The sequence below is a fragment of the Streptomyces sp. L2 genome, assembly GCF_004124325.1.
Classification (GTDB): Bacteria; Actinomycetota; Actinomycetes; order Streptomycetales; family Streptomycetaceae; genus Streptomyces.
Genome location: NZ_QBDT01000001.1, coordinates 6301327 through 6321976, shown reverse-complemented (window position 1 = coordinate 6321976; position 20650 = coordinate 6301327). Strand labels below are relative to the sequence as shown.

The following is a 20650-nucleotide window of genomic DNA, read 5'->3' as shown; positions in this document are numbered from 1 at the left end:
GCCGTCCGCATCATGGATGACCATAGGGATGCGGAAGCAAGAAGGACCGCTGTGAGAGGAGGCGTCCATGGGATCGGTACGCAAGGCGAGTGCGTGGCTCGGCCTCGTCGACGACAACGATGACGAGCGCTACTACGACGACGACTACACCGAGGGCGCCGAGTCCGAGGGTGCCTGGGTCACGGACCCCCGGGTGAAGGTGGCCACGGACAAGGCCGAGGAGAAGGACCGCCGGATCGGCACGGTCACCCCGGACAGCTTCCGGGACGCCCGCGCCATCGGCGAGCTGTTCCGGGACGGCGTCCCGGTGATCATGAACCTCACGGCGATGGAGCCGGCCGACGCCAAGCGCGTCGTCGACTTCGCGGCCGGGCTCATCTTCGGCCTGCGCGGTTCGATCGACCGCGTGTCCAACCGCGTGTTCCTGCTGACCCCGGCCGACACGGAGATCATCAGCGGCGACGCGTCGCAGCACCGTTCGGACGGCTTCTTCAACCAGAGCTGAGGCAGGGCCGCTCACCGGCCCTGCCTCCCCTCACGGGACCCGCGGGCTCAGCGGAACGCGTCGAGCCCGGTGAGCGCCTTGCCCAGCACGAGCTGGTGCATCTCGACGGTGCCCTCGTAGGTGAGCACCGATTCCAGGTTGGTCGCGTGCCGCATCACCGGGTACTCCAGGGAGATCCCGTTGGCACCGAGGATCGTCCGCGCCGTACGGCAGATCTCGATGGCCTCGCGGACGTTGTTGAGCTTGCCGAAGCTGACCTGCTCCGGACGCAGCCGGCCCGCGTCCATGCGCCGCCCCAGGTGATGGGCGAGCAGAATCCCCTTGTGCAGTTCGACCGCCATGTCGGCGAGCTTGGCCTGGGTGAGCTGGAAGCCCCCGATGGGCCGCCCGAACTGCTCCCGCGACTTCGCGTAGTCGACCGCCGCCTCCAGGCTGCTGCGCGCGGCGCCCATCGCGCCCCAGACGATGCCGTACCGGGCGTGCGAGAGACAGCTCAGCGGTCCGCGCAGCCCCGTGACCTCCGGCAGCACGGCGTCGGCGGGCAGCCGTACGTCGTCCATGACGAGTTCGCTGGTGACCGAGGCGCGCAGCGACCACTTGTGCTTGATCTCCGGCGCGGAGAAACCGGGGGTGTCGGTCGGTACGGCGAAGCCGCGGATGCCGTCCTCGGTCTGCGCCCACACGACGGCCACCCCGGCGACCGAGCCGTTGGTGATCCACATCTTGCGCCCGTTGAGGATCCAGTCCGTGCCGTCGCGCTTGGCGTGGGTGCGCATGGAGGCGGGGTCGGAGCCGTGGTCGGGTTCGGTGAGCCCGAAGCAGCCGATCACCTCGCCGGCGGCCATGCGGGGCAGCCACCGCTGCTTCTGCTCCTCGCTGCCGAACCGGTGGATCGCGTACATGGCAAGCGAGCCCTGCACGGAGACCAGGGAGCGGATGCCCGAGTCTGCGGCCTCCAGCTCCAGGCAGGCGAGGCCGTACTGCACGGCCGTGGCGCCGGCGCAGCCGTACCCGGACAGGGACATGCCGAGGGCACCGATGGAGCCGAGTTCGCGTGCGAGGTCCCGGATGCCGGGCAGCTCGCCCTTCTCGTACCAGTCGGCGACGTACGGCAGGACGCGGTCGGCCGCCCAGGCGCGCACGGTGTCCCGGACGGCCAGGTCCTCCGGGTCCAGGAGGTCGTCGATCCCGAGGGGGTCGGCGGGGTCGAACGGGGGCAGCTTCGCGGACGCGGACATGGAACACCCTCCGGCACACTGAGGCACTCTGAAAACTAGCAGCGCTAGTTACGATTCCGGAGCCGACGTTACGGTGCGCCGTCCCCCACGTCCAGCGCCACCACACGAGCGGCGCCCACCCGGGGCTTGCCGGGCGCGCGGGAGTCGCGGGAGGTCCGGCGGCCGTCGGCGGTCCGGGCGGCGTTGCCGGCGGTCTGGGGGTCGTTGCCGGAGCCGGTGTCGTCGGCGGTGCGGTGGCCGTCGGCCACACGCGGGCCGTCGGTCGTGCGGAGGCTCTCGGCCGCCCGGGGCCTGCCGATCGCTCGGGGCAGGCCGAGCGCCCAGGGCTCCTCGGCCTTCCAGGGCCCGTCGGCGTTCCGGGGCGCCTCGGTCTTCGGAGCCCCGTCGGGGGTGCGCGGCCTGCCGATCGCCCGCAGTCCGCCGTCCGCCGCCGGAGCCCCGCTCCCCCACGGGTGTTCGCTCGCCGCCGACGACTCGGCCGCCTGCGCGTGTTCGGCCGCCACCGGTGTCTCGCCGGCCCACGGCCGCTCGGCCCCGGTCGGCCGCTCGGCCGACCGCAGCCACTCCACCTCCCGTGACCGTGCGACCGTCGCAGGCCACTCCCGCTGCCCGGCCCCGGCGGCCGGTGCCGGCCGCTCCGTCCTCACCAGGTCGGTGGCCGGCGCCGGCCGCTCCGCCTGCCTGGGGGCGGGGAAGCCGGTCTCGGTGGGAAGGCCGGTCTCGGTGGGAAGGTCGCTGTGGACGGCGAGGGCCGGCTCGGGGTTCTCCTCGGCGCAGTGCATCACCCGTGGCAGGCGCAGGGCCATGATCGCGCCGAGGAGGAGCAGGCCCGCGCTGACCAGGAGCGTGACATGGAGGCCGTGGACGAAGGAGTGCCGGGCCGTGTGGCGCAGGGCGGCTCCGGCGGGGCCGCCGAGGTGCCCGGCGACCTCGTAGGCCTCGCCCAGCGAGTTGCTCGCCGCGGCCGAGGCCCGTGCCGGGACGCCCGGCACCGAAGCGAGGCCGGGGGCGTAGGCGGCGTTCATCACACTGCCGAGCAGCGCGATGCCGATGCCGGCGCCGAGCTGGTACGACGTCTCGCCGATCGCCGCCGCGCCGCCGGCCTGTGCCTGCGGGGCTTCGCTCAGCATCGACTCGTACGCCCCGAAGAGCGTCGTCTCCAGGCCGAAGCCCAGCAGGACGAAGCCGGTCAGCAGCAGGGGCGCGTCATCGACGCCGCCCATGGCGGTCAGCGTCACGACCGCGGTGGCGGTCAGGCAGAAGCCGAAGCACACCATCCGGCGCGGTCCGAAGCGGCGCAGCATCCGCGCGCCGGCCAGGCCCGCCGCCATCGCGGCGACGGTCAGGGGCAGCAGCCGCAGGCCGGTCTGCAGCGGGGAGAGTCCGAGCACGAGTTGCAGGTACTGCGCCGCGATCAGCTCCAGGCCGACCAGGGCGAGCATCGCCAGCACGATGCAGCCCACGGCGGTGCTGAACGCCGGGCGGCGGAACATCCGCAGGTCCACCAGCGGATGCGGGTGCCGCCGCTGGCGCCGTACGAAGAGGAAGACGAGCACGGCACCGATCAGCAGCGGCAGCACGGTGAGCGGGCTCATCACCGGCTCGCCGCCGCCCAGCCGCTTCACGCCGAAGACGACGCCGAACAGGCCGGCCGCCGCCATCAGGGCGCCGGTCACGTCCCAGGGGCCGCCCCCGTCGCCGCGTGACTCGGGCAGCAGGATCCGGCCCACCGGCAGGCTGACCAGCATCAACGGGATGTTGATCAGGAAGACCGCGCCCCACCAGAAGTGCTCCAGCAGGAATCCGCCGAGCAGCGGTCCGACCGCCGCGCCGACCGCGGCCACCGCGCTCCAGATACCGATGGCCAGCGCGCGCTCGCGCCGGTCGGGGAAGACCTGGCGGAGGATCGACAGCGTGGCCGGCATGATCATCGCACCGCCGACGCCGAGCAGGGCGCGGGCGAGGATCAGCGTCTCGGCGGTCTGCGCGAACGCGGCCACCGCGGAGGCGACCCCGAAGAGGGCGTAGCCGAGCAGCAGGATGCGTCTGCGGCCGACCCGGTCGCCCAGCGTGCCGAAGAGGATCAGCAGCGAGGCGCAGACCAGTGGGTAGACGTCGACGATCCAGAGCAGTTCTATCGCGCCGGGCCGCAGGTCCTCGGTGACGGCGGGGACCGCCACGTGCAGCACCGTCGCGTCGAGGGCGACGAGCAGCAGGCTGACACAGAGGACGACGAGCACGACCCAGCGGTTGGCACCGGCCCCGGCCGCCCGACGGCGCAGCAGTGCGGCGGCCGTGGTCGTCCCGGACATGTACGTACCTCCCAGATGATCCCTCGCGTGCGGCGGACCGACGGGGTGGGGACTCCCGTCGTACGGCCGGAGAGGAGCGGGGTCTCCGGCCCGCGCGATCCCACGCGGGTGACACCTGAGCGTACGCGAGTTCGTTCCGCGGTCGCGTGGCGGACCTCTCACACGCGGCAGGGAACCCATGTGGCGTACGCCACGTCCTCCGCCCTTGAAAACGCCCCGGCGGCCGGCCGGGTTCCCGGTCCGGTCGATAATCGAGCCCGTGACCGATCTTGCGACGCGCGTGGCCCCGGCCCGCGCCCCCCTCGCCCGCCGGGCGGCTCCGGCCCTGCTCGGGTACGCCGCCGTGCGCGCCCTGGGCCTGGTCGTGCTGGCGGTGTGGAGCGCCGCGCGCGGCAAGAGCGGGTACACGCTGCTGACCGCGCGCTGGGACGCCCTGTGGTACACCCGGGTCGCCCACCTCGGGTACGGCTACGAGGTGCGGCTGCCCAACGGCGACCTGCATTCCAACCTGGCGTTCTTCCCGCTGCTGCCCTGGCTGGAGCGGTTGCTGCACGCGTGCGCGCCGCTGTCGTACGCGGACGCCGGTTTCGTGGTGAGCCTGCTGGCGTCGCTGGCGGCGGCCGGCGGGATCTTCGCGGTCGCGGAGCGGGTGTACGGGGCGCGCGCGGGCCTGTACGGGGTGCTGCTGTGGGCCGTGCTGCCGGTGGGGATCGTGCAGTCGATGGCGTACAGCGAGTCGCTGTTCACGGCGCTGGCCGCGTGGTCGCTGTACGCGGTGCTGACCGGGCGGTGGGTGGCGGCGGGGACGCTGGCGGCGCTCGCCGGGCTGACCCGGCCGGTGGGGCTCGCGGTGGTCGCGGCGGTGTGGGCGGCGGGCCTTGTCTCGTTCGTGCGAGACCGAAGCGCGCGGAGCGCGCACGGCGCACGCGACGACGAACGCGCCCCGAGCCTGACGAGCGGCGCGCGCGCCAGGCGCGCACAGAGCACGAACAGCGCGTACACCACAGCACGCGCCCTCCCTTTCGCCTCGCACGCCTCCGGCGCCCCGGCGGCCCCCGACTTGCCCGGCGCCCCCGCCTTGCTTCGCGCCCTCGGTCTGCTGATCGCCCCGCTGGGCACGGCCGGCTATGTCCTGTGGGTCGGGCACCGCACCGGAAAGGGCCTCTTCGGCTATCTCGACGTCCAGGCCGGCTGGCGCAACGGCTTCGACGGCGGGTACGCCTTCGCCCGCTTCGCCGTCGGCAAGCTCACGTCGTTCCCGTCGGCCCTCGTCGGCCTCGGCCTGATCGTCGGCGTCGCCCTGCTCGTCCGGCTGTACCTGGCGGGCGTACGGCAGCGACAGCCGCTGCCGCTGCTCGTCTACACGGGGGTGGTGCTCGCGCTCGCCCTGTGCGCGTCGAGCTACTTCGGCTCCAAGCCCCGGCTGCTGATGCCCGCGTTCCCGCTGCTGCTGCCGCTCGCCCGCGCGCTGGCCCGGACGCGCCGCTCCCGGTCGGTGCTGATCGTGGCGAGTGCGGCGGTGGCCTCGGCGGTCTACGGGGCGTTCTGGCTGAACGGTTCCGGCCCGCCGTGACCGGTCACGCACCGAATTCCACCCGGTGAACCGGTGAACGAATTCATAAGTGCCATAAAACTGCCGGCCGGCATGATCAAAGGAATTGCCGGAAGCCGTCTCAACGGATTGCGGAACCAGCGGAATTCTGGGCGTGGTTGAGACGTTTCCCACATCACATCGTCATCACGACCCAGCTGTTTTGACAGGGAACACAGCTCACTCGCTGTAACGTCGATTGGGTGCGTACCGAACGAAGCCTGACCCGGCGTCTGGACCGGGTGTTCGCCAGGCTGGACCGTGAGCCGGAACGACCGGCTCACATCGACGTGCCCAGGATGAGCCGGCACCGGGTCGTGCTGTTCACGGCGACCCTCGCCTTTTACCTGGCGATCGTGTGGGCCGTGGTGATCACTTCCTGGCTGGTCCGGCTGGACTGGCAGGTCATGTTCTTCCGCCCGTACCAGCAGTGGCCGCAGATCCACGCGTTCCTCGACTACTACGTGGTGCTCGGCCAGCGCGGCCCCACCGCGGTGATGGTCGCGGCCTGGCTGGGCTGGCGTTCCTGGCGGCAGCACACCCTGCGCCCGCTGCTGACGCTGGCGACCTCGCTGCTGCTGCTGAACATCACGGTCGGCGCCGCCAAGCTCGGGATGGGGCGACTCGGTCCGCACTACGCGACCGTGATCGGTTCGAACGAGATGGGCATGGGCGGCGATATATTTCCCAGCGGCCACACCGCGAACGCCGTGGTGACCTGGGGAATTCTGGCCTATCTGGCGTCCAGCCCGCGCGCCCGCCGCTGGCTCTCGGCCCTGTCGGCGATCACCGCCCTCGGCGTCGGCCTCACCACCGTCTACCTCGGTACGCACTGGCTGAGCGACGTGCTGCTGGGCTGGGCCGCCGGGCTGCTGATCCTGCTCGCCCTGCCCTGGTTCGAGCCGCTGATCACCCGGGCCGAGAACGCGCTGTTCGACCTGCGCGACCTCTGGCGCGCCCGTCGCGGCCGCCCGGTGCCCGCACCGGCCGTCCCGGTCACCCCTGCCCCCGTGCTGCTCAAACAGCGTGCCGCGCCCGCCGAACAGCCCGCCCCGGCGCGCGAGCCCGTCGCACCGGCGCGCGGTCCACGAGCCCCGGTGCACCGCACCACCGGCGCGCACTCGCCCCGCTCGGAGCGCACCCCGGTCACCCCGGCCGGCAGCCGCCGTCCGCCGCACGCCGAACGCGTCCCGCGCGGCACGACCCAGCCGGCCCGCCCCTGACGGACGGCTGAGCGTCCGGTTCAGCCCTTCCAGGCGCGGGCCACCCGGCCGTCGCTGACCTCGAAGTTCATCCGGCCCACCTGGTACTCCATGGTGATGATCGAACCCGGCGGCAGCGACCGGACCGTGTGCCACCCCCGCTCCCGGGCGAGCCGCTCGGCGTGGGCGGCGTCGAGGCCGACGTACCCGTCCGGACTGTCCTGGGGCTCCGCCGGCGGAGTGGGGAAAGATGTCATGCGGCCACGCTAGGCCGCAGGGGCCGACGACGGAAGCCGGGCCCGGCACCACCCGGCACGCGTCCCCCTCCGGTCACACTTCTGTCACAGGTTCCCGACACCCGTTCCGGCCGAAATCCCTCACCCGTACGAGCGTTTCCGTACGGCTTCCCGAGCTAATCGAACTCGATTTCCGCGTGTCGGCGACCCTCTTCGAATGGGACGCCGAAAAACGTGCCGGGAAGGGGCGGGAGCGCCTTCCCAAGGGGATTCTCACGGATTCCGGAGGGACGGCGGGGCGCCCGACGTTCTCATGAGAATTTCACGCGACGCGCACATCCTCGCCGCACATCCTCGCCGCACAGGGACGCCCCCTGGAGGCGGAAACGCCGGCACCCCCGCGGGCCGCGGGGGTGCCGGACGGGACGGGTCAGAGCGCGAGGCGCTGGCCCGGGACGATCAGGTCGGGGTCGCCGCCGATGACGGACGTGTTGGCGGCGTAGATCCGCTGCCAGGTGGTCCCGTGCCGGGCGGCGATCGTGCTGAGGGTGTCACCCGCGCGGACGGTGTAGTCGCCGCGCGCGGCGCTGCGGTTGGTGTGGCCCGCGGGGCGGCTCGGCGCCTTCGCCGGGGCGGACTTCGCCCTCACGTCACCCTTCGAGGCGGCCGGAGAGGCCGCCGACGGCGCGGACCCCGAGGCTCCCGCGCGGGCCGAGCAGACCGGCCAGGCGCCCCAGCCCTGGGCGTGCTGGACCTTGGTGGCGACGGCGATCTGCGCGCCCCTGGAGGCCTGGTCGGCCGTCGGGGCGTACGCGGTACCGCCGTAGGCGCGCCAGGTGCCGGCGGCGAACTGGAGCCCGCCGTAGTAGCCGTTGCCGGTGTTGATGTGCCAGTTGCCGCCGCTCTCGCACTGGGCGATGCGGTCCCACACGCCGCTGCCGGCTGCTGCCGCGCCGCCGGTCGCGGCCAGCAGCCCCAGCGGGGCTGCCAGGACGGCTCCGGCGAGGACGGCCGCGGTACGGCCCTTGCGGGCACTGCCGGGACGGGCGGTGGTGCGGCTGGTATGGGCACACTCGGACATGTAATTCCCTCTCCACGAACCCGGGCTCCCCCGGACGGAGCGCGTCTCGCCGCGCTGATTCGCGGTTCCTCGCGCCCGCCCCGTCCGCCGCGGCCGGTGCGGCGATGCTGCGCTGCCTGTGCCGGCCGGCGGACGTACCCGAGCGGTGCTCGTTGCACACGGCGGAGGAATGTAGGGAGCCGGGGCGCCCGGCGGCAACCAACTCCGGGTCCGCCCAGGCCAGTTGGTCATTACCCCGGGTATCGGCGATTTTCGGCCAGCCCCTTCATCCGCTGATTTCCAGATATGTCGACCAGCAGTCGAGAGGATCTGTGACTCACTTCACCCGTACAAGTTCCTTGACGGCGCGCGAAGTTGACGCTGAGTGGCCGGTTCCGGGCGGGACGTGACGCTGTGCTCGGGATGGTTCGATTCCGTTCCCCGCGGTGCGTGACTCCGGCCACAGGTCCTCCGTTGTCATCTTCATGAGCCCGGAACCCCGGGGCTCAGGGCCGGGAGCCACCCGGCCGACCCAGCACCGCATCCCGAGGGAGCCACCGTGCCGCGCATGCTCGACGTCAGTGACGCCGTACGCGCCGAGATCGGCGACGAAGAAGCCGACCGGCTGCTCGCCGGAGAGAACGCCCCGGGCAGTTACGACTGCACGTCCTGCCGCACCCCGGGCGACTCCGAGCAGGAGCGCACCAGCACCGTTCTGTTCGTCGGCGACGAGACCGCCGTCCTCGCCTTCGCCCACGCCGGCTGCCTGCCCTCGCAGGTCGTCCAGGTCACCGAGGAGCAACTGCAGGGCGCCGTCCGCTCGATCGGGAGCGGGCCGGCCGGCGAGCCGGATAAGGCCGTGCCCGAGCAGGCCGTGCTCGGCGTGACCAGCGGACTCGTCCTCATCGAGGGCGAGCTGCACCCCGCGCTGGTCGTCGAGCCGACCGCGCCGATCGTGCGGCCGGGCTCCACCGGGGCCGGCGACGACTTCCTGCCGCTCCTCATCGAGCAGGGCTTCATGCCGGTGACCGAGCTGACCACGGTGCCGCCGGTGCTGCACGGCTGGTCGGTGCTGCTCGCGGTGGGCCAGCTGCACGCGGTGCTGCAGCCGTCGCCGAACGGCGGACAGCCGGTGGCGTGGTGGCAGGCGCACCAGCCGCTGCAGGTCACGGACAGCTGGCGGGCGGCGGCGAACAAGCATCAGCAGGTGCTGATGTTCGCGGCGCCGGTGGGGTCGATCGGACGGCAGCCGCGGGAGGATCTGCTGCGGGAGTCTCTCGACAAGGCTGCGGGGAGTGGGAAGTTGGTCGCTGCCGCGTTGCCTCTTGCCGGTACGTGAGAGTCGCCTGACGGGCGGGTGAGTTCGGTGCGTCGGCGGGTGCGGGTGCGGGTGCGTGGTGGTTGCTCGCGCCGTTCCCCGCGCCCCTTTGGGGCACGTTCCAGTACCGCATCCCTTTGAGGCTCTGGTCGTTTGGAGTTGTGTGCACGCATACGACACTCCTTCTCGTCGGGCTCCGTTCTCCTCTGTTCCGGCCGCTCGGTCGGGGCCGGAGGGGGGCGGGGGGCCGTCGGCCACGCCGATCTACGACTCGCTCTACGCCGAGTGGGTCAAGACCTTCCGTACGCTGCCGGGTGACCGCAGCGGCGAGGAGGAGCTGGGGTTCACCGCCTTCGGGTGCATCCCGCACAGCACGGGTTCCTACGGCGGCCACCGCCCGGGGTCGTTCAGCAGCTCGTACAGCGCCTACAGCGCCGGTGCGTACAGCGCCCGGCAGCAGTCGCAGTCGCAGTGGCAGCGGATCGGCACACTCGGCGGCCAGCACCAGGAGACGCGGACGCACTTCGTGCCGGCCGCGCTGCCCCCGGCCCCGCGCCGGGGCATGTGACGTACGGCGAAGGGCGGCCCCTGGTGCTCAGGGGCCGCCCTTCGTGCCGTACCGCTACGTCGGTGCGTGACCGCTACTTCTTCTTCGCGCCGCGCTTCTCGCGAACCCTGACCGAGATATGGATCGGGGTGCCCTCGAAGCCGAACTCCTCGCGCAGCCGGCGCTCGATGAAGCGCCGGTAGCCCGCCTCGATGAAGCCGGAGGCGAAGAGCACGAACCGCGGGGGCTTGGTGCCGGCCTGGGTGCCGAAGAGGATGCGCGGCTGCTTGCCGCCCCGGACGGGGTGCGGGTGGGCCGAGACCAGCTCGCCGAGGAAGGCGTTGAGCCGGCCGGTGGGGACGCGGGTCTCCCAGCCGGCGAGGGCGGCCTCGATCGCCGGGACCAGCTTCTCCATGTGCCGGCCGGTCTGCGCCGAGACGTTGACCCGGGGGGCCCAGGCGACCTGGCCCAGCTCGGTCTCGATCTCCCGCTCCAGGTAGTAGCGGCGCTCCTCGTCGAGGGTGTCCCACTTGTTGTAGGCGATGACCATCGCACGGCCCGCCTCGACGGCCATGGTGACGATGCGCTGGTCCTGCACGGAGATGTTCTCGGAGGCGTCGATCAGGACGACGGCGACCTCGGCCTTCTCGACGGCGGCCGCCGTGCGCAGCGAGGCGTAGTAGTCGGCGCCCTGCTGCAGGTGAACGCGCTTGCGGATGCCGGCCGTGTCGACGAACTTCCAGGTCTTGCCGCCGAGTTCGATCATCTCGTCGACCGGGTCCCGGGTGGTGCCCGCGAGTTCGTTGACGACGACGCGCTCCTCGCCGGCCACCTTGTTCAGCAGGGAGGACTTGCCGACGTTCGGGCGGCCGATCAGCGCGATCCGGCGGGGGCCGCCGATCGCGGTGCCGAAGGACTGCTCGGGGGCCTCGGGCAGCGCCTCCAGGACGGCGTCCAGCATGTCGCCGGTGCCGCGGCCGTGCAGGGCGGAGACCGGGTGCGGCTCGCCGAGGCCCAGGTTCCACAGGTAGGCCGCGTCGGACTCGCCGCTCGGCCCGTCCACCTTGTTGGCGCACAGCACGACCGGCTTGCCGGCCTTGCGCAGCAGGCGGACGACCGCCTCGTCGGTGTCGGTGGCGCCGACCTTGGCGTCGACGACGAAGACGACCGCGTCGGCCGCCTCGATCGCGTACTCGGCCTGGGCGGCCACGGAGGCGTCGATGCCGAGGACGTCCTGCTCCCAGCCGCCGGTGTCGACGACCTTGAAGCGGCGGCCCGCCCACTCGGCCTCGTAGGTGACGCGGTCTCGGGTGACGCCGGGCTTGTCCTCTACGACGGCCTCGCGGCGGCCGATGATCCGGTTCACCAGGGTCGACTTGCCGACATTGGGGCGGCCGACGACGGCGAGCACCGGCAGCGGACCGTGGCCCGCCTCCTCGATGGCTCCCTCGACGTCCTCGATGTCGAAGCCCTCTTCGGCGGCCAGCTCCATGAACTGCGCGTACTCGGCGTCGCCGAGCGCCCCGTGGTCGTACTCGTGCTCAGCCGAGTCGCCGGGCTGGTTCTGGTCGTTCATGAAGTCCGTACCTCGTCGTTCCTTCGTGGTGATCGGTGGAGCACCCCTGGCGGGCTGATCCACTACTCAAGTGTCGCCTAGCGCCCGGTCAGGCGCCTGGCGTTTTCCAGGTGGCCGGTGAGCTGCTTCTGGATTCCCTCGGTCGCCTCGTCCAGCACCCGCCGCGTGGCCCGGCCGGAGCCGTCCCCGGCCTGGAACGGGTCGCCGAAGACGACGTCGACGCGGGAGCGCAGCGGGGGCAGCCCCTTGATCAGCCGTCCGGGCCGGTCCGTGCTGCCGAGCACCGCGACCGGCACGATCGGCGCCCCGCCGCGCACGGCGAAGTAGGCCAGCCCCGCGCGCAGTGAGGCGAAGTCGCCCTCGCCCCGGGTGCCCTCCGGGAAGATGCCCAGCACTCCCCCGGCCGCCAGCACGCCGAGCGCCCGGGTGATGGCCGTACGGTCGGCGGACGTGCGGTCCACCTTGACCTGGCCGATGCCGGTCAGGAAGGCGCCGAGCGGTCCCACGAACGCCTCCCGCTTGATCAGGAAGTGCGTGGGCCGGGGCGCCACGCCCATCACCATGGGGCCGTCGATGTTGTGGGAGTGGTTGACGGCGAAGATCACCGGACCGTTGGCGGGCACCTTCCAGGCGCCGAGCACGCGCGGCTTCCACAGCCCGTACATCAGGCCGACGCCGATGCGCCGCCCGACCTCGGCGCCCCGCTCCGAGGCCGGCTCCGCCGGGGTGGACGGCTTGCTCACTTCCCGGCCCGCTTCTCCTCGACCAGGGTGACGACGCACTCGATGACCTGGGCGAGGGTGAGGTCGGTGGTGTCCACCTCGACCGCGTCGCCGGCCTTGGCCAGCGGCGAGGTCTTGCGGCCGGAGTCGGCCGCGTCCCGCTTGATGAGCGCCTCGCGGGTGGCGTGCACGTCGGCGCCCTTCAGCTCGCCGCTGCGGCGGGCGGCGCGGGCCTCCGGGGAGGCGGTGAGGAAGATCTTCAGGTCGGCGTCGGGCAGCACGGTCGTGCCGATGTCCCGGCCCTCGACGACGATGCCCTGCTCGGCGCCGGCGGCGATCGACCGCTGCAGCTCGGTGATGCGGGTGCGCACGTCGGGCACCGCGCTGACCGCGCTGACCTTCGCGGTGACGTCCTGGGTGCGGATCGGGCCGGCCACGTCCACCCCGTCGACCGTGATGGTCGGGTGGGCCGGGTCGGTGCCGGAGACGATCTCCGGCTTGCCCGCCACCGCGGCGATCGCGGTGGGGTCCTCCAGGTCGATGCCGTTGTTCACCATCCACCAGGTGATCGCCCGGTACTGGGCGCCGGTGTCGAGGTAGCTCAGGCCGAGCTGCGCGGCCACGGCCTTCGAGGTGCTCGACTTGCCGGTGCCCGAGGGGCCGTCGATCGCGACAATCACGGGCTGGGCGGCGCCGTTTTCCACGGGGGGACACCTTCCTGGTGCGGTGTGGGCGAGGTAGGGGGAGCGAACGCGCCCCGCACAAGGTTACTGGGTTCCCGTCACTCGTCCGGACGCGTGCGCGCCCGGCGGCCACGGGCTGCCCACCGGGCCGGTGCGGCGCCGGGCCGGTGCGGCGGGAGAGCGCGCAGCGCGCGGCCACGGTCCCGCCGACTACTGGCGCAGCGCCCAGCCCCGGTCGCGCAGCGCGGCGGTCAGGACCGGGACCGCCCTCGGCTCCACCATCAGCTGCACCAGACCGGCCTGCTGCCCGGTCGCGTGCTCGATGCGGACGTCCTCGATGTTGACCCCCGCCTGGCCGGCGTCGGCGAAGATGCGGGCCAGCTGGCCGGGCTGGTCGTCGATGAGGACGGCGACCGTCTCGTACGCCCGCGGGGCGGATCCGTGCTTGCCGGGGACCCGGACCTGTCCCGCGTTCCCGCGGCGCAGCACGTCCTCGATGCCCGTGCTGCCCTCGCGCCGCTTGTCCTCGTCGGCGGACTGCAGGGAGCGCAGGGCACGGACGGTCTCGTCGAGGTCGGCGGAGACGTCCGCGAGGAGGTCGGCGACCGGGCCGGGGTTGGCGGACAGGATGTCGATCCACATGCCCGGGTCGGAGGCGGCGATCCGGGTCACGTCCCGGATGCCCTGCCCGCACAGCCGTACGGCGGCCTCCTCGGCGTGCTCCAGACGGGCGGCGACCATGCTGGACACCAGGTGGGGCATGTGGGAGACGAGGGCCACGGCGCGGTCGTGGGCGTCGGCGTCCATGACGACGGGTACGGCCCGGCAGTGCGAGACCAGCTCCAGGGCGAGGTTCAGCACCTCGGTGTCGGTGTCCCGGGTCGGGGTGAGCACCCAGGGCCGGCCCTCGAACAGGTCGGCGGTGGCGGCCAGCGGGCCGGACTTCTCGCGCCCGGACATGGGGTGGGTGCCGATGTACGACGCCAGGTCCAGGCCCTGGGCCTCCAGCTCGCGGCGCGGTCCGCCCTTGACGCTGGCCACGTCGACGTAGCCGCGGGCCACACCGCGCCCCATGGCATCGGCGAGGACGGCGGCGACGTGTGCGGGCGGGGCGGCGACGACGGCCAGGTCGACGGGGCCCTCGGGCGCCTCGGCGGTGCCGGCGCCCAGCGCGGCCGCCGTACGGGCCTGCTCGGGGTCGTGGTCGACGAGGTGGACGACGACTCCCCGCTGGGTCAGGGCGAGCGCGGCGGAGGTGCCGATGAGCCCGGTGCCGATGACGAGTGCGGTCCTCACTGGGCGATGTCCTTGCGCAGGGCGGCGGCGGCGCCGAGGTAGACATGGGCGATGTCGGCGCGGGCGCGGTCCGACTCGACGTGCGCGAGGATCCGTACGACCCGGGGCATGGCGCCGGCGATGTCCAGTTCCTGGGCGCAGATCAGCGGGACGTCGACGATGCCGAGCTTGCGTGCGGCGGCGGCCGGGAAGTCGCTGTGCAGGTCGGGGGTGGCGGTGAACCAGATGCTGATCAGGTCGTCCGGGGTGAGCCCGTTCCGCTCCAGGACGGCGGTGAGCAGGACTCCGACCTGCTCGTCCATGTGCCCGGCCTCGTCCCGCTCCAGTTGGACGGCCCCCCGGACCGCTCGTACCGCCACGGCGCTGCTCCTCGCTGACTCGGATCACGGCTGTTGGTCCGTCCAGCGTAGTCAGCCGGCGCCGGCGGGGCGCGCCGCGCCCGCCCGCTGAGACGGCGGGGCCGACCAGGTGACCCCTGCCCGGGGTCCTTCGGCCGGGGCGCCCTGAATGGGAGGATGCCGGTGTTTGTGACCTTCCTGGCGATTTTCCCGCCCGTTCTGGTCGAATCGGCGTTCGGAGTATCGGAGTAGTGGCATGAGACAGGGCGCGACACGGCGCACGGTGGTGACGACGGGTGCCGTGGCGCTCGCCGGCGCGTGCATCGGATGCGGCGGCAACGGCGGCGGTTCCGGCGGCGACGGCTCCGGCGGCGAGGAGCTGGCGAAGACCAGTGACATCCCGGAGGGCGGCGGGAAGATCTTCACGGACCGGAAGGTCGTCGTCACCCAGCCCGGGAAGGGGGACTTCAAGGCGTTCTCGGCGGTCTGCACCCACATGGGCTGCACGGTGGCCACGGTCGCGGACGGCACCATCGACTGCCCCTGCCACGGCAGCAGGTTCCGCATCGCCGACGGTGCGGTGGCCCAGGGCCCGGCGACCAAGCCGCTGCCCCCGGAGACGATCACGGTGAAGGGAAATTCGATCCGCCTGGCGTGACCGGCCCGCGTACGCTCCCGGCATGCGGCCCGAGGACCTGGTACGTCACCACACGATCTACGCCTGTGTCATGGGCTCACGGGCCTTCGGCCTGGCCACCGGGGACAGCGACACCGACCGGCGGGGCGTGTTCCTGGCGCCCACTCCCCTGTTCTGGCGGTTCGAGAAGCCGCCGACGCATGTCGAGGGACCCGGCGAGGAGCAGTTCTCCTGGGAGCTGGAGCGGTTCTGCGAGCTGGCGCTGCGCGGCAACCCGAACATCCTGGAGTGCCTGCACTCACCGCTGGTGGAGCACGTGGACGACACCGGCCGCGAACTGCTGTCCCTGCGGGGCGCCTTCCTCTCCCGCCGGGCCTACGACACCTTCACCCGCTACGCCCTCGGCCAGCGCAAAAAGCTCGACGCCGACGTCCGCACGACCGGCGCCCCGCGCTGGAAGCACGCCATGCACCTGCTCCGCCTGCTGACCAGCGCCCGGGACCTGCTGCGCACGGGCGAGCTGCGGATCGACGTGGGCGACGGGCGGGAGTCCCTGCTCGCGGTGAAGCGGGGCGAGGTGTCCTGGGCGGAGGTGGAGGCGCGCATGGCCGGGCTGGCGGCACAGACGGAGGAGGCCCTGGCGGGCAGTCCGCTCCCGCCCGAGCCTGATCACGCGCGCGTGGCCGAATTCCTGTTCCGCGTGCGCCGCGCCTCGGCCCATGAGGCCGGCTAAGCCCCTGAGGCCCTCTCAGCCCTTGAGGCGGAGGCGGACGACCAGGTCGTGCAGGGCGTCCTGGGCGGTGGGGGCGTCGGGCAGGGCCGACCCGGCCTGCGCCTCGTCGAGCGCGGTGTGCAGCCGTTCCACGTCGGCCTCCACGCGCGCGTGGTCGATCTCCGCCGGCCCGTGCTCGCGCTCCGCCTTGGCAGTCATCAGCTCGGACAGATAGCCGGGCGCGTCCAACTGGTCGGCCAGGGTGGGCAGATGGGCCTGCACCTCGCCCGTGCGCATGAGGTGGATGCCGGTGAGCAGCACCCGGAACGTGTAGAGCAGCGGCTTGAGTTCGCCGGACTTCTCGAAGAGCCGCCACTGGGTGACCGCGAAGCCCCGGTAGTGGTGGGCGTGGTGGCTGGTGAGGACGCCCGGCACGAGCGCGGCCAGCTCCCGGTGCGCGTCGCCGGTGTGCACGACCAGGGGCGAGAGCAGCTGCTCCAGCACATAGCCGTTGCGCCGCAGCATCAGCCGTACGAACTTGCGCAGGTCGTGGGTGACGAGGTCCAGCTCGACGCCGTCGCGCACCCAGGTCCGCGACCGGGTCTCGGCCGGCTCGCGAAGGCCGACCAGGTCTGCGGCGGGCAGCAGGTGGACGCCGCGCAGGTCGAGGTCGGAGTCCTGGGACGGGAAGCCGTACAGGTGGGCGCCGGAGACGGTCGCGAACAGCAGGGGGTCGGGCTGCTCGGCGATCACGGGCGTCAGGTCCATGTCGAGGTCGTCGATCATGGGCTCAAGCGTCCCAGAGCGCTCCGAGGGCCACCAGGTCGCCCCGGTACTCGATCCGGTCGGCCCAGTCTCCCGGCCAGGCGTCCGCGCCGAGCCAGGCGCCCGCGAAGGCGCCGGTGAGGCAGGCGACCGAGTCGGAGTCGCCGGAGGTGCAGGCGGCCCGGCGCAGGGCGGTGACGGGCTCGTCGGGGAAGAGCAGGAAGCACAGCAGCCCGGTGGCGAAGGCCTCTTCGGCGATCCAGCCCTCCCCAGTGGCCAGGCACGGGTCGGTCTCCGGGGAGACGGTGCCCACGGCCTCCTGCAGCCGACCGAGGATCTCCAGGCACTCGTCCCAGCCCCGCGCGATGAACTGCTCGGGGCTCGGGTCCTGCGAGCGGGTCCACAGGTCCCCGAGCCAGGCGTGGTGGTAGCGGCTGCGGTTGTCGTAGGCGTACGACCGCAGCCGCCCGACCAGACCGGCGGGATCGACACCCCGGGCGAGCAGGTGCACGGCGCGGGCGGTGAGGTCGGAGGCGGCCAGGGCCGTCGGGTGGCCGTGGGTGAGCGCGGACTGCAACTGGGCGGCCCCGGCCCGCTGGTCGTCACTCAGCCCGGGGACGAGGCCGACGGGGGCGACGCGCATGTTGGCGCCGCAGCCCTTGGAACCGATCTGGCTGGCCTCCTGCCAGCGGCGCCCGTCGTCCTTGAGCAGACCGCAGGCGGTCAGGCAGGTGTTGCCCGGGGCACGGTTGTTGTCCGGCGACTCGTACCAGCCGACGAACTCCGCGCGGAGCGGCGCCTGAAGCGTCGGCGCGCCGAGCACGCCCCGGTCCATGGCGGTACGCAGGGCGCGCCCGAAGGCGAGGGTCATCTGGGTGTCGTCGGACACCCGCGCTCGTTGCGGCAGATCCATGTCGCGCCAGGGCCCGAACATGTTGAGGATCAGCGGCACGGTCTTGAACTCGGTCGGAAAGCCGAGCGCGTCCCCGAGGGCGAGCCCGATCAGCGCACCGGTGGCCGCCTGCTTGGTCATAGGAACCATCCCCCTTTATCGTCATCCTGACAATAAAGGGGGATGGTGATCAACGCAAGGGCCGGGGCGCGGCCGGGCGCCTAGAGATCGACTTCCTGCATCAGCATGCCGACCTCGGTGTTGGACAGCCGCCGCAGCCAGCCGGACTTCTGGTCGCCCAGGGTGATCGGGCCGAAGGCGGTGCGCACCAGCTTGTCGACCGGGAAGCCCGCCTCGGCGAGCATCCGGCGCACGATGTGCTTGCGGCCCTCGTGCAGGGTGACCTCGACCAGGTAGTTCTTGCCGGTCTGCTCCACGACCCGGAAGTGGTCCGCGCGCGCGTAGCCGTCCTCCAGCTGGATGCCGTCCTTCAGGCGCTTGCCGAGGTCGCGCGGGATGGGGCCGACGATGTGCGCGAGGTAGGTCTTCTTCACGCCGTACTTGGGGTGGGTCAGCCGGTGGGCCAGCTCGCCGTGGTTGGTGAGCAGGATGACGCCCTCGGTCTCGGTGTCGAGCCGGCCGACGTGGAAGAGGCGGGTCTCGCGGTTGGTGACGTAGTCACCGAGGCACTGCCGGCCCTCCGGGTCCTCCATGGTGGAGACGACCCCGGCGGGCTTGTTCAGCGAGAAGAACTGGTACGACTGCGTCGCCACCGTCAGGCCGTCGACCTTGACCTCGTCCTTCTCCGGGTCGACGCGGCGGCCCTGCTCCAGGACGATCTCGCCGTTGATCTCGACCCTGGCCTGGTCGATCAGCTCCTCGCAGGCGCGCCGGGAGCCGTAGCCCGCGCGCGCGAGGACCTTCTGCAGCCGCTCGCCCTCCTGCTCGGCACCCGGGAAGGTCTTGGGCAGCTTGACGTCCTTCTTGCCGGCGTACCGCTCGCGGTTGCGCTCCTCGGCGCGGGCCTCGTACTCCCGCGAGCGCCCCGGCGCCGTACGCCCGTCACGCTGCTGGGACTGGCGCGGGCCGCCCTTGGCTCCCCCGCGCGCGGCGCCGCCGCGCCCGGCCTTGGGGCCGTCCTTGGTGGCGCCGGGGCCCACGTCGTAGCGGCGCTCCTCGGGGCGGGGCTTGCGGGGACGGCCCTGCCCCTGCTTCTGGTCCCTGTCGTTGCCGGCACTGCGGTGGTTACCGCGTCCGCCGCTCTTGCCGCTGCCGCTGCTTCGCATCAAAGTTCCGTCGTTGTCCTATTAGGCATGTCCGTCATGGGACCGTCGTCCGGGTCCGGGGCATCCGGATCGAACGAGGGTACGGCTTCCTGGGTCTCGGCCTCGATCGCCTCCGCCTCCGGAAGGAAGGGCGCCAGCTCCGGAAGCTCGTCCAGGCCGCGCAGGCCCATCCGTTCCAGGAAGTAGTTCGTCGTCCTGTACAGGATCGCACCTGTTTCGGGTTCCGTGCCCGCCTCCTCGACCAGACCGCGCTGCAGGAGCGTGCGCATCACGCCGTCGCAGTTGACCCCGCGGACTGCGGAGACGCGGCTGCGGCTGACGGGCTGGCGGTAGGCGACGACCGCGAGGGTCTCCAGCGCCGCCTGGGTGAGGCGGGCCGTCTGGCCGTCCAGGACGAGCCGCTCGACGGCGTCGGCGTACTCGGCGCGGGTGTAGAAGCGCCAGCCGCCCGCGACGAACCGCAGCTCGAAGCCGCGGCCCTGCACGGTGTACTCGTCGGCCAGCTCGCGCAGCGCGTCCCCGATCTGCCGCTTCGGCCGCTCCAGGATCCTGGCCAGGTGCTCCTCGGTCGCCGGTTCGTCGACGACCATGAGGACCGCCTCCAGGGCGGGCTTGAGGTCGAGGCCGGCGACGGTCCGCAGGCCGGCCGGGATCTCGGCGGTCTCCTCGCTCACGACTTCTCCTCCTCGGTCTGACCGGGCTGCTCCGGCGGGCGGTCGAACTCGTCGGTGACCATCGGCGCCGCGTCCCCGTCCCCGCCGGTCCAGCGCACGGTCAGCTCCCCCAGGGCGGCCTCCTGCTCCAGGGCGACGGCCTTCTCCCGGTACAGCTCCAGCAGCGCCAGGAACCGCGCTACGACGGTGAGGGTGTCGTCGGTGTCCTCGACGAGCGCCCGGAAACTGGCCTCGCCCAGCTCCTTGAGCCGGGCCACCACGATCCCCGCCTGCTCCTGCACGCTGACCAGCGGGGCGTGGATGTGGTCGATGTACACCTGCGGCTTGGGCTTCGGCTGCATCGCCTTGACCGCGAGCCGGGCGAACCCCTCGGGGCCGATGCTGATGACGACCTCGGGCAACAGCTCGGCGTGCTGCGGTTCGAGGCCGACGGTACGGGGCCAGCGGCGGGCCTCGTCGTCGAGCCGCCGGTTGAAGATGTCGGCGATCTGCTTGTACGCCCGGTACTGCAGCAGCCGCGCGAACAGCAGGTCCCGCGCCTCCAGCAGCGCGAGGTCCCCCTCGTCCTCCACCTCGGCGGCGGGCAGCAGCCGGGCCGCCTTCAGGTCCAGCAGCGTCGCCGCGACCACCAGGAACTCGGTCGTCTGATCCAGGTCCCAGTCCGGCCCCATCGCCCGGATGTGCGCCATGAACTCATCGGTCACCTTCGACAGCGCGACCTCGGTGACATCCATCTTGTGCTTCGAGATCAACTGAAGAAGCAGATCGAACGGCCCCTCAAAATTAGCAAGCCGAACCTTGAAGACTCCGTCGGGTTCCTGAGTCTCTGCAGCGGACGGCGCACTCTCGACTCCGTCGCCGTTGTGGGCAGGCGTTCCGCTGGGGGTCCCCCCAGGCCCTTCAGGCACTGGGGGAGGAACGGGTGGGCACAACGGCCCACCGGCCTCAGCAGGCGCCTCAACCTCAACCACGGACGCACCAGGCCCCCGGCCCAACGCACGCCGGCGCCCGGCACCTGCACCGGATACGGGAACATCACGCGAGGTCATAGCCCCCGAAG

19 protein-coding genes and 2 pseudogenes are annotated in these 20650 nt (G+C 72.4%); 7 read left to right on the top strand and 14 right to left on the bottom strand.

Annotation, left to right across the window (positions count from 1 at the left end; all coding sequences use genetic code 11):
* The first annotated feature begins 67 nt into the window (after window positions 1-67).
* A complete protein-coding gene (locus DBP14_RS28295; RefSeq protein WP_129309927.1) occupies window positions 68-505 on the top strand; it encodes a cell division protein SepF in 438 nt (145 codons plus the stop codon).
* Window positions 506-552: 47 nt separating this feature from the next.
* Here the strand turns inward: DBP14_RS28295 and DBP14_RS28290 are convergent, their stop codons facing one another.
* Both DBP14_RS28290 and DBP14_RS28285 read right to left on the bottom strand, forming a co-directional pair.
* On the bottom strand, window positions 553-1743 hold the full coding sequence (locus DBP14_RS28290; protein ID WP_129309926.1) for an acyl-CoA dehydrogenase family protein: 1191 nt from the start codon (window positions 1741-1743) through the stop codon (window positions 553-555).
* Window positions 1744-2510: 767 nt separating this feature from the next.
* Window positions 2511-4055 (bottom strand): annotated as a pseudogene (locus tag DBP14_RS28285) (MFS transporter); the annotation flags it as partial.
* Window positions 4056-4314: 259 nt separating this feature from the next.
* Here DBP14_RS28285 and DBP14_RS28275 point away from each other — a divergent pair.
* Together DBP14_RS28275 and DBP14_RS28270 are read left to right on the top strand one after the other, a co-directional pair.
* Entirely contained in the window at window positions 4315-5628 is a 1314-nt protein-coding gene (locus DBP14_RS28275; RefSeq protein ID WP_129309925.1) for a glycosyltransferase family 39 protein, read from the top strand.
* Between the two features lie 221 nt (window positions 5629-5849).
* Complete coding sequence (locus tag DBP14_RS28270) at window positions 5850-6869, top strand: phosphatase PAP2 family protein (protein ID WP_129309924.1); 1020 nt, start codon at window positions 5850-5852, stop codon at window positions 6867-6869.
* A 20-nt stretch (window positions 6870-6889) separates the two neighbouring features.
* Here the strand turns inward: DBP14_RS28270 and DBP14_RS28265 are convergent, their stop codons facing one another.
* Complete coding sequence (locus tag DBP14_RS28265; RefSeq protein WP_129309923.1) at window positions 6890-7105, bottom strand: I78 family peptidase inhibitor; 216 nt, start codon at window positions 7103-7105, stop codon at window positions 6890-6892.
* Between the two features lie 409 nt (window positions 7106-7514).
* Window positions 7515-8165: a transglycosylase family protein gene (locus DBP14_RS28260; RefSeq protein ID WP_129309922.1), complete on the bottom strand. Its 651-nt coding sequence runs from the start codon at window positions 8163-8165 to the stop codon at window positions 7515-7517.
* A gap of 538 nt (window positions 8166-8703) precedes the next feature.
* Here DBP14_RS28260 and DBP14_RS28255 point away from each other — a divergent pair.
* On the top strand, window positions 8704-9483 hold the full coding sequence (locus tag DBP14_RS28255; protein ID WP_129309921.1) for a hypothetical protein: 780 nt from the start codon (window positions 8704-8706) through the stop codon (window positions 9481-9483).
* A 142-nt stretch (window positions 9484-9625) separates the two neighbouring features.
* The gene (locus tag DBP14_RS28250; protein ID WP_129309920.1) at window positions 9626-10030 is read left to right on the top strand and encodes a hypothetical protein; all 405 of its coding nucleotides are present in this window, start codon (window positions 9626-9628) and stop codon (window positions 10028-10030) included.
* Window positions 10031-10103: 73 nt separating this feature from the next.
* Here the strand turns inward: DBP14_RS28250 and der are convergent, their stop codons facing one another.
* The 5 genes from der to aroH form a co-directional block, all read right to left on the bottom strand.
* The gene (der, locus tag DBP14_RS28245) at window positions 10104-11585 is read right to left on the bottom strand and encodes a ribosome biogenesis GTPase Der (protein ID WP_129309919.1); all 1482 of its coding nucleotides are present in this window, start codon (window positions 11583-11585) and stop codon (window positions 10104-10106) included.
* A 77-nt stretch (window positions 11586-11662) separates the two neighbouring features.
* The gene (locus DBP14_RS28240) at window positions 11663-12250 is read right to left on the bottom strand and encodes a lysophospholipid acyltransferase family protein (RefSeq protein WP_164992548.1); all 588 of its coding nucleotides are present in this window, start codon (window positions 12248-12250) and stop codon (window positions 11663-11665) included.
* 74 nt (window positions 12251-12324) lie between these two features.
* Complete coding sequence (gene cmk, locus DBP14_RS28235; RefSeq protein ID WP_129309917.1) at window positions 12325-13011, bottom strand: (d)CMP kinase; 687 nt, start codon at window positions 13009-13011, stop codon at window positions 12325-12327.
* Between the two features lie 189 nt (window positions 13012-13200).
* Window positions 13201-14286, bottom strand: a complete 1086-nt coding sequence (locus tag DBP14_RS28230) for a prephenate dehydrogenase (RefSeq protein ID WP_129309916.1) — start codon at window positions 14284-14286, stop codon at window positions 13201-13203.
* Window positions 14283-14645: a chorismate mutase gene (gene aroH / locus DBP14_RS28225; RefSeq protein ID WP_129309915.1), complete on the bottom strand. Its 363-nt coding sequence runs from the start codon at window positions 14643-14645 to the stop codon at window positions 14283-14285. Before aroH ends, DBP14_RS28230 begins: the two co-directional genes overlap by 4 nt.
* A 235-nt stretch (window positions 14646-14880) precedes the next feature.
* On the opposite strand from aroH, the gene DBP14_RS28220 reads away from it, so the two are divergent.
* Both DBP14_RS28220 and DBP14_RS28215 read left to right on the top strand, forming a co-directional pair.
* Window positions 14881-15282, top strand: coding sequence for a Rieske (2Fe-2S) protein (locus DBP14_RS28220; protein ID WP_129309914.1), 402 nt, complete (start codon window positions 14881-14883; stop codon window positions 15280-15282).
* 22 nt (window positions 15283-15304) lie between these two features.
* Window positions 15305-16078, top strand: a pseudogene (locus DBP14_RS28215) (nucleotidyltransferase domain-containing protein); the annotation flags it as partial.
* Here DBP14_RS28215 and DBP14_RS28210 read toward each other — a convergent pair.
* The 5 genes from DBP14_RS28210 to DBP14_RS28190 form a co-directional block, all read right to left on the bottom strand.
* Complete coding sequence (locus tag DBP14_RS28210) at window positions 16010-16759, bottom strand: nucleotidyltransferase domain-containing protein (RefSeq protein ID WP_129309912.1); 750 nt, start codon at window positions 16757-16759, stop codon at window positions 16010-16012. The pseudogene DBP14_RS28215 and the gene DBP14_RS28210 overlap by 69 nt on opposite strands.
* A gap of 4 nt (window positions 16760-16763) precedes the next feature.
* Entirely contained in the window at window positions 16764-17771 is a 1008-nt protein-coding gene (locus tag DBP14_RS28205) for an ADP-ribosylglycohydrolase family protein (protein ID WP_129309911.1), read from the bottom strand.
* A gap of 80 nt (window positions 17772-17851) precedes the next feature.
* The gene (locus tag DBP14_RS28200) at window positions 17852-18916 is read right to left on the bottom strand and encodes a pseudouridine synthase (RefSeq protein ID WP_129309910.1); all 1065 of its coding nucleotides are present in this window, start codon (window positions 18914-18916) and stop codon (window positions 17852-17854) included.
* Window positions 18916-19590, bottom strand: coding sequence for an SMC-Scp complex subunit ScpB (gene scpB / locus DBP14_RS28195; RefSeq protein WP_129309909.1), 675 nt, complete (start codon window positions 19588-19590; stop codon window positions 18916-18918). The genes DBP14_RS28200 and scpB overlap by 1 nt, the downstream gene beginning before the upstream one ends.
* A complete protein-coding gene (locus DBP14_RS28190) occupies window positions 19587-20639 on the bottom strand; it encodes a segregation/condensation protein A (protein WP_129309908.1) in 1053 nt (350 codons plus the stop codon). Before DBP14_RS28190 ends, scpB begins: the two co-directional genes overlap by 4 nt.
* Window positions 20640-20650 lie beyond the last annotated feature (11 nt).